This is a genomic window from Pseudomonas protegens, from assembly GCF_003732485.1.
In the GTDB taxonomy this organism is placed as follows: domain Bacteria; phylum Pseudomonadota; class Gammaproteobacteria; order Pseudomonadales; family Pseudomonadaceae; genus Aquipseudomonas; species Aquipseudomonas protegens_B.
The window spans coordinates 43749-51709 of sequence record NZ_MOAK01000036.1; the positions used below are offsets into that span (position 1 = coordinate 43749).

Annotated in this window: 4 protein-coding genes; 3 read left to right on the forward strand and 1 reads right to left on the reverse strand. The window is 66.0% G+C overall.

Going from position 1 to position 7961, the window contains the following annotated elements:
- Positions 1-1703, forward strand: a 1703-nt coding sequence (locus BLX41_RS07120; protein ID WP_259744509.1) for a mechanosensitive ion channel family protein, incomplete at its 5' end; no start/stop codon positions are given.
- Between the two features lie 131 nt (positions 1704-1834).
- On the opposite strand, the gene BLX41_RS07125 is transcribed toward BLX41_RS07120, so the two are convergent.
- Complete coding sequence (locus BLX41_RS07125; RefSeq protein ID WP_123724318.1) at positions 1835-6121, reverse strand: DEAD/DEAH box helicase; 4287 nt, start codon at positions 6119-6121, stop codon at positions 1835-1837.
- Positions 6122-6328: 207 nt separating this feature from the next.
- Between BLX41_RS07125 and BLX41_RS07130 the strand changes: the two genes are divergently transcribed.
- Both BLX41_RS07130 and BLX41_RS07135 read left to right on the forward strand, forming a co-directional pair.
- Positions 6329-7213 (forward strand): sugar nucleotide-binding protein, encoded by an 885-nt coding sequence (locus tag BLX41_RS07130; RefSeq protein ID WP_123724319.1) that lies wholly within the window; start codon positions 6329-6331, stop codon positions 7211-7213.
- On the forward strand, positions 7206-7961 hold a 756-nt coding region (locus BLX41_RS07135), incomplete at its 3' end, for an NAD-dependent epimerase/dehydratase family protein (protein ID WP_259744510.1). The genes BLX41_RS07130 and BLX41_RS07135, both read left to right, overlap by 8 nt.

Consider the following 7961-nt stretch of genomic DNA (forward strand, 5'->3'; position numbering starts at 1 on the left):
CGCGTGGTCAGGGGCTGCTGGAGTACTTGCTGCCCTATACCGTGCCCGCACTGATCTGTCTGCCGCTGACCCTGTATGTCAGCCATTCGCTGCCTGGCTCGGTGGGACGGGCGCTGGCCCTGTGCCTGGCCTATGCCACCAGCAGCGGCATCGTCTCCACCTCGGTGCTGCTGTGCCTGATCGTGATGTTCAACCTCGGGCACAAGCGCCCGGCGGTACGCATCATCCGTGGCTACTGCCCCAAACCGCTGTTCCTGATCGGCTTTCTCGCTGCCCTCAGCGATGCTCTGACCAGCCCGCAGATCGCCCGTCAACTGGGAGGCAACATCACCAGCAGTGTGGCGGTGTTTGCCGGTCTGCTGGCCTCGGTGGTCTTCGCCGTGCTGGTGGTCCGCCTGCGCCGGCCGGTGGCGCACCTGATCCGCAACCGCTCCCTTGCCCTGCGCCTCAAGCAACCGGCGTTGCAGGAGTCGCTGCGGATCTTTTCCGGGCTCTGGTACTGGCCGATCCTGCTGATGGTGCTGGTCTCGGCGGTCAACCTGATCGGCGCCGGCGAGGACAGCCAGAAAGCCTTGCGTTGCGCCTTGCTGACCACCGTGCTGCTGATCGCCACGGTGTTCCTCAGCACGGTATTGCAGCATTTGTTCAAGTCCCGCAGCACCCAGTCGATCCAGCGCAGCAGTGCCTATAAGGAGCGTTTCCTCAGCCTGCTGCACGCCTTGCTGCGGATCGTCATGGCCATCGCCTTCATCGAGATCCTTGGCCGCATCTGGGGACTCTCGTTGCTGGAGTTCGCCCAGCGCAATAGCGTGGGCCGGGCCATTAGCGACTCCCTGAGCAGCATCGGCCTGATCTTCCTGGTGACCTGGCTGCTATGGGTGGTGCTGGACACGGCGATCCAGGAGGCCCTGAAACCGCCGCTCAGCAAACGCTCGGCGCGTCAGCCCAGCACTCGGGTCAAGACCATCCTGCCGCTGCTGCGCAACGCGATCAAAATCATCCTGGTGGTGATCTGCGCGATCACCACCATGGCCAACCTGGGGATCAACGTCGCGCCACTGCTGGCCGGTGCCGGCGTGGTGGGCCTGGCCATCGGCTTCGGTTCCCAGCAACTGGTGCAGGATGTGATCACCGGCTTGTTCATCATCATCGAAGACACGCTGTCCATTGGCGATTGGGTGGTGCTCGACTCCGGCCACGCCGGCACGGTCGAAGGCCTGACCATCCGCACCCTGCGCCTGCGCGACGGCAAGGGTTTCGTGCACTCGGTGCCGTTCGGCCAGATCAAGGCCGTCACCAACCAGTCGCGACAGTTCGCCTATGCCTTCTTCTCGGTGCAGTTCACCTACGACACCGACGTCGATCGAGCCATCGAGCTGATCCGCGAGACCGGGCGCTCCATCAGTGAAGACAGCTTCCTCAAGTACAACCTGCAAGGTGGCCTGGACGTATTCGGGGTGGACAAGATGGACCTCAACGGCGTGGTCCTGACGGCGCAGTTCCGCACCGTTTCCGGTGGCCAGTACGCGGTCAGCCGGGCCTTCAACCAGCGCCTGAAGAAGCTTGTGGATAACTGCCCCTGGGTGCACTTCGCCCAGACTTATCCACAGCCGGTGGTGCTGCCGGAGCGACGCATGCACGAAGACGAGCCCGAGCAAGACGCTTCGGCCCTGCTGCTCCCCGGGTCCCCGCGCCCGCAATGATCGCGTGGCCCTGCCTATGCAACGACCTGCGCCGGGGCCCGCTCCATGTAGGAGCTGGTTGCCAGCGAAGAGGCCGCAGGATCTGGCGCAGGGCTTTCGGGCCCTTTCGCCGGCAGGCCGGTTCCTACGGGTCAGTGCTGGATGAGTTTGTTGCGCAGGGCCTGGGCGGCCAGGGGCTCCAGTTCCAGCCACAGGTGCTGGGTGCCGCCGATGTCGGCCGCGGCGGGCAGGCCGTCGCGATACACCAGGCGGTTGCCGCTCAGGGCCGGGACCCTGGGACCGGGCAGCAGGGTCCCGGCAAGGTTCAGCGGGTCCACGCCACAGACGGCGATCAGGCTGCCGTCATGGGGCCGACGGCGCACTTCCCGCAGCAGTGGGATGGCCTCCGGCAAGGCGAATTGCTCGCCGGCCAGACCGCTGACAAAACGTCCGCCACGGATTTCTCCGCGGGCTTCCAGCCGATGCAAGGTGCGCAGCAGGTCGCGCCAGTTGGGCAGCCAGTCCGCCTCGCGTTCCAGCAGTCGCCAGAACACTACGCCGTAGCGGCGCAACAGGGTCATGGCCACGTGCTCCAGAGTGGCGCTGGCATCCTCGTTCGAGCTGCGGCGCAGCAAGGCCCAGCGTCCGGCATCGTCCATACCGCCGACAAAGGCGCCACGTCCGCGGCGGCTGCTGCGGTTCTGGCGTTTGCTGGCGGGGGTGATCAGAGCTCGCAGCCCGGCGAAGCTGTCGGCGTTCACCAGGCCGGCGCCCACCAGTTCCTGCAGCACGGTTTCCAGTTCGCTGCGCAGCAGGTGGGCTTCGTGCAGCAGTTCATCGAAAAACAGTGCGCCCTGCTGGCTTAGTACGGCGTAGACCTTCTGTGCCTTGGGCGACAGTTCGCGGCTGTCAGTGGGGGCGGTCAAGGCGTTCCATAGCGCCACCCGGGCCCGCGGCAGCAGCACGATGGGGGTGCTGCGCAGGGCGCTGGTGGCGCTCTTGCCGCTGCTGTTGATTCGGTTCCAGACCACTTTGCCGCTGCGGCACAAATCATCCAGCCAACTGGTGGAGTAGTCCTTCAGGCGCGCCGGCAGCAGGTTGCTGTCCCAGGCCGAGGCGGCGGCGGGGTAGCCTTCGAACTGCGTCACCACCTCGGCCAGCATCGCGCTGCCCTGGCCCTGGGTGCCCGGTGACAGGTGCTGCCAGTCGAACAGAAAACGCATGAAGTCCTGCAAGGCCACAGGTTCGATCTCCCGGCGCAGGCGCTTCACCGTGTAGCGGTGGATCCGCGCCAGCAGGTGGCGTTCGCACCATTGCTCTTCCTGGCCACCGGGGCTGAAGCGGCCCCGCAGCACGTAGCCTTCGCTTTCCAGCTGGATCAGCGCCTGGCTGATGCGGGTCGCGGGCAGGCCCAGGGGCGCGGTGATCTGCGTCAGGGTCAAGGGGGCGAAGCCGCTGAGGCGGGCGCGAATCAGTTCCACCAGGGCCGCCTGTTCCTCCCAGGCCTGGTCGAAACCGGGCACTGGTACCAGCGCGGGTTGCATGTCGGCCTGGGGATACAGCGCCTGCAGGCAGCTGATGCGTTCGAGGGCAAGCCATAAGCCGCCATCGGGGCCGGCCTGCAGACGGCAGGCGCGGCCTTGGGCAGCCAGGGTTTCCAGCCATTGCGGCCACTGCGGGTTGGCTTGGGCTTCCGTCTCGCTGATGGCGGCGAGACTCATCAGGGCTTCGTGCATTTCATCGGCCGTGGCCGGGTTTGGCCATGCCTCTTGAGCTACGGCGGTTATGGCGTCCGCATCCAGGGCGCCGAGGTCGTCGGTGGCTTGCGGGTCGCTCCAGCGCCGCGCCAATACCGCCTGGGTGCGGCGTTCCTCCAGGGGCGCGTCATCGAGAAAGGTGTAGGGCTTGGCGCTGAGAATTTCTGCCGCCAGGGGGGAGGGCGCCGGCAGCTCGCGGCTCAGCAGGCGCACCTGGCCTTGTTCCATGCGCCGCAACAGCTGCAGCCAGCCTTCGCTGTCCATGGCTTCGTGCAGGCAGTCGTCAAGGGTCTGTTCCACCAACGGGTGGTCGGGAATCTCCCGTTCGCCGGCGAGGTTTTCCAGGCAGGCGATCTGATCGGGGAACACACTGGCGATCAGGTCTTCGCTTTTCATCCGCTGGATTTGCGGCGCCACTTTGCGTCCGCCGCTGTAGCGCGGCAGGGCCAGGGCCACCCCGGCGTTCCAGCGCCAGCGCACGCCGAACAGTGGGGCATCCAGCAGCGCCTGGATCAGGATATGTTCGGCACTGTTGCTGTGCAGGTACCGCCATACCTCATCCAGGGCAAAGCTGTGGCTGGTGGACAGCGAGAGGACGATGGCGTCCTCGCTGGCGGCCGCCTGCAGTTCGAAGTTGAAGGTGCGGCAGAAGCGCTTGCGCAGGGCCAGGCCCCAGGCGCGGTTGATGCGGCTGCCGAAGGGGCTGTGGATCACCAGTTGGGTGCCGCCGGACTCGTCGAAGAAACGCTCCATGATCAGCGTGTCCTGGGACGGCAGGGCGCCCAGGGCCACGCGCGCGGGCGCCAGGTAATCCACCAGTTGCTCGGCGCTGGCGCGATTCAGGCCCAGCGCCTGCTGCAGCCAGTCGATGGCCGGTTGCAACTGGCCCGCAGTAGCGCCGAGCAGGGCATCGAGTTGGGCCAGCAGGCGAGCCACGGCGCTGGACAGCTCGGCACTGCGCCCCGGGGCTTCGCCGAGCCAGAAGGGAATGTTCGGCGGCTGGCCCCGGGCGTCTTCGACCCGCACCTTGCCGGCTTCCACCCGCAGGATGCGGTACGAGGTGTTGCCCAGCTGGAACACGTCGCCGGCAATGCTTTCCACGGCGAAGTCTTCGTTGACGCTGCCGATGTTCAGGCCCTGGGGTTCCAGCAGCACGCTGTAGTCGGCGTTGTCGGGAATGGTCCCGCCGCTGGTGACCGCCGTCAGCTTGGCGCCACGCCGACCGCGCAGGCTGCGGGTCAAGGCATCGCGATGCAGATAGGCGCTGCGCAGGCCCTGGCGACCGTTGAAGCCTTCGGCGAGCATCTGCAACAGCGCCTGGTAGTGGGCCTGATCCAGGTCGGCATACGGCGTGGCCCGGCGCAGCAGGTCCAGCAAGGCTTCTTCCGACCATTCCTGGCAGCTGACTTCGGCAACGATCTGTTGGGCCAGCACATCCAGCGGTGCATGGGGAATCAGCAGGCTGTCCAGCTCACCCCGGTGTACGCAGTCGAGCAGGGCGGCGCATTCGATCAGGTCGTCCCGGGTCAGGGCAAACAACCGGCCCTTCGGGGTGCCGCCCACCTGATGGCCGGAGCGGCCGACCCGTTGCAGAAAGGCCGAGATCGAGCGCGGCGAGCCGATCTGGCACACCAGGTCGACATCGCCGATATCGATGCCCAGCTCCAGGGAGGCGGTGGCGATCAACACTTGCAGGTCCCCGGCCTTGAGCCGTTGCTCGGCCTCCAGGCGCTGCTCCTTGGCCAGGCTGCCGTGGTGTGCGGCCACCGCCTGTTTGCCCAGGCGTTCGCTCAGGTGCCGGGCCAGCCGCTCGGCCAGACGTCGGGTGTTGACGAAAATCAGCGTCGTGCGGTGTTCCCGGGCCAGGGCAGCAAGTCGCTCGTACACCAGCTCCCAGACATCATTGGCCATGACCGCCGACAGCGGCACGGGCGGCACTTCGATATCCAGGTCCCGGGGGCGAGCATGGCCGATGTCGACGATTTCGCAGGGGCGCTCATGCCCCACCAGAAAACGCGATACGGCCTCGATGGGTTTCTGCGTGGCGGACAGACCGATGCGCAGCAGGGGCTCGCAGCATAGGGCCTGCAAGCGCTCCAGGCTCAGGGCCAGGTGGCTGCCGCGCTTGCTCCCGGCCAGGGCGTGGATCTCGTCGACGATCACGCTGCGGGTGCTGGCCAGCATCTTGCGCCCGGAGTCCGAGCCCAGCAGCACGTAGAGGGATTCGGGGGTGGTGACGAGAATCTGCGGCGCGCTCTTGCGCATGGCGTTGCGTTCTTTCTGCGAGGTGTCGCCCGTGCGCACTGCGGTGCGGATGCACAGCTGCGGCAAACCCATCAGCCGCAGCTGTTCGGTGATGCCGGCCAGCGGCTCCTGCAGGTTGATCTGGATATCATTGCTCAGGGCCTTGAGCGGCGAGACGTAGACCACCAGGGTCGCGTCCGGCAACTGGTCGCCGGCAGCCAGGCCCTGGCGGACCAGATCATCGATCACGGCGAGAAAGGCAGTGAGGGTCTTGCCCGAGCCGGTGGGGGCGGCAATCAGGGTCGAGCGGCGCTGGGCAATCAACGGCCAGGCGCGGGCCTGGGCCGTGGTCACGGCGGCAAAGGTACGCTCGAACCAGGCGCTGACGGCGGGATGAAAACCGTCCAGGACCGGGTTCACGGATTCGGCGAGGTTCATGGATGGTTTATGCGGCCGCCCAGGGCAACTTGCAAGTACCGTGCTCTGCAGCTGGCGGGGAGGGCACAAGGTCGCACCGACACTTTCTCAGTGACGCTTGCGCCACAAACCCGCAAAATGCAACGATTCCGGCAATTCTCGACGGTCGAACCCACGGGATTGGCCGATCCAAACCATCGTTCTGAACAGACTGGGCCTGCTGACTCTATGCGAATGCGCCTTATGTTACTGGGCGGCGGAAATGCCCTTGGGCAGGCGCTGATTCGCCTGGGTGCGGAGGAGGACATTGGTTTCCTCGCCCCCCGTCCGCCGCAAGACGGCTGGGATGCCGCGAGCCTTACGCAACTGCTCGACGACACCCGCCCGGATGCCTTGATCAACCTGGCTTACTACTTCGACTGGTTTCAGGCGGAGACGGTGAGTGAGGCGCGCCTGAGCGGTCAGGAACGCGCGGTCGAACGGCTGGCGGAACTGTGCCAGCATCACAACATCATTCTTGTGCAGCCTTCGAGCTATCGGGTGTTCGACGGTTCCCGGGCGACTGCCTACAGCGAAAAGGACGAGCCGGTGCCCCTGGGGCTGCGCGGCCAGGCGCTGTGGCGGATCGAGCAGAGCGTTCGCGCCACCTGCCCGCAGCACGTGCTGCTGCGTTTCGGCTGGCTGCTGGATGACAGCCCGGACGGCATTCTCGGGCGTTTCCTGGCCCGGGCCGAATCCCCGGAAGAGCTGTTGATGGCGGACGACCGTCGTGGCAATCCGACTCCGGTGGACGACGCCGCACGGGTGATCATTTCGGTGCTCAAGCAGCTCGACTGTGCCGCGCCGCTGTGGGGCACCTATCACTATGCCGGTCAGGAGGCGACCACGCCCCTGGCCCTGGGCCAGGCGGTGCTGACGGAAGCACGGCAACTGCACCCGCTGGCCATCGAGGCGCCAACCGCCCAGGCCCATGCCGCCTGTGCCGATGCAGCCGAAGAACCGCAGCACGCGGTGCTGGCCTGCAAGAAGATTCTTCATACCTTCGGGATCAAGCCGCGCGCTTGGCGTGCCGCGCTCCCCACTTTACTGGACAGGTTTTATCGTCATGGCTGATGGCCCTGTATTGATCACCGGCGGTGCCGGTTTCATTGGTTCGCACTTGACCGATGCCTTGCTCGCCAAGGGCTACTCGGTGCGTGTGCTGGACGACTTGTCCAGCGGCAAACCGAGCAATCTGCCGCTGGACAACCCGCGGCTGGAACTGATCGAGGGCGACGTTGCCGACGCGGATCTGGTGAGCCGTACCATGCACGGCTGTTGCGCCGTGGTGCATCTGGCGGCGGTGGCTTCGGTGCAGGCCTCGGTGGACGATCCGGTGCAGACTCACCAGAGCAATTTCATCGGCACCCTGAATGTCTGCGAGGCCATGCGTGAGCACGGCGTCAAGCGAGTGCTGTTCGCTTCCAGCGCCGCGGTGTATGGCAACAACGGGGAAGGCCAGTCCATCGACGAGGACACGGCCAAGGCGCCGCTGACCCCTTATGCCTCGGACAAGCTGGCCAGCGAGTACTACCTGGACTTCTACCGGCGCCAGCATGGGCTGGAACCGGCGATCTTCCGTTTCTTCAATATCTTCGGCCCGCGCCAGGATCCGTCCTCGCCCTATTCCGGGGTGATCAGCATTTTCAGCGAGCGGGCCCAGCTGGGGCTGCCGATCACCGTGTTCGGCGATGGCGAGCAGACTCGGGATTTCGTCTACGTCGCTGATCTGGTGGAGGTGCTGGTACAGGCCATCGAGGCGCCGCAGCTGGAAGTGGGGGCGGTCAACGTTGGCTTGAATCAGGCTACGACCCTCAAGCAG

What these genes read in the sequence shown, in the direction of transcription:
- BLX41_RS07125 (WP_123724318.1), bottom strand. Translation starts at nt 6,121, where the DNA reads ATGAACCTCGCCGAATCCGTGAACCCGGTCCTGGACGGTTTTCATCCC.
- BLX41_RS07130 (WP_123724319.1), top strand. Translation starts at nt 6,329, where the DNA reads ATGCGAATGCGCCTTATGTTACTGGGCGGCGGAAATGCCCTTGGGCAG.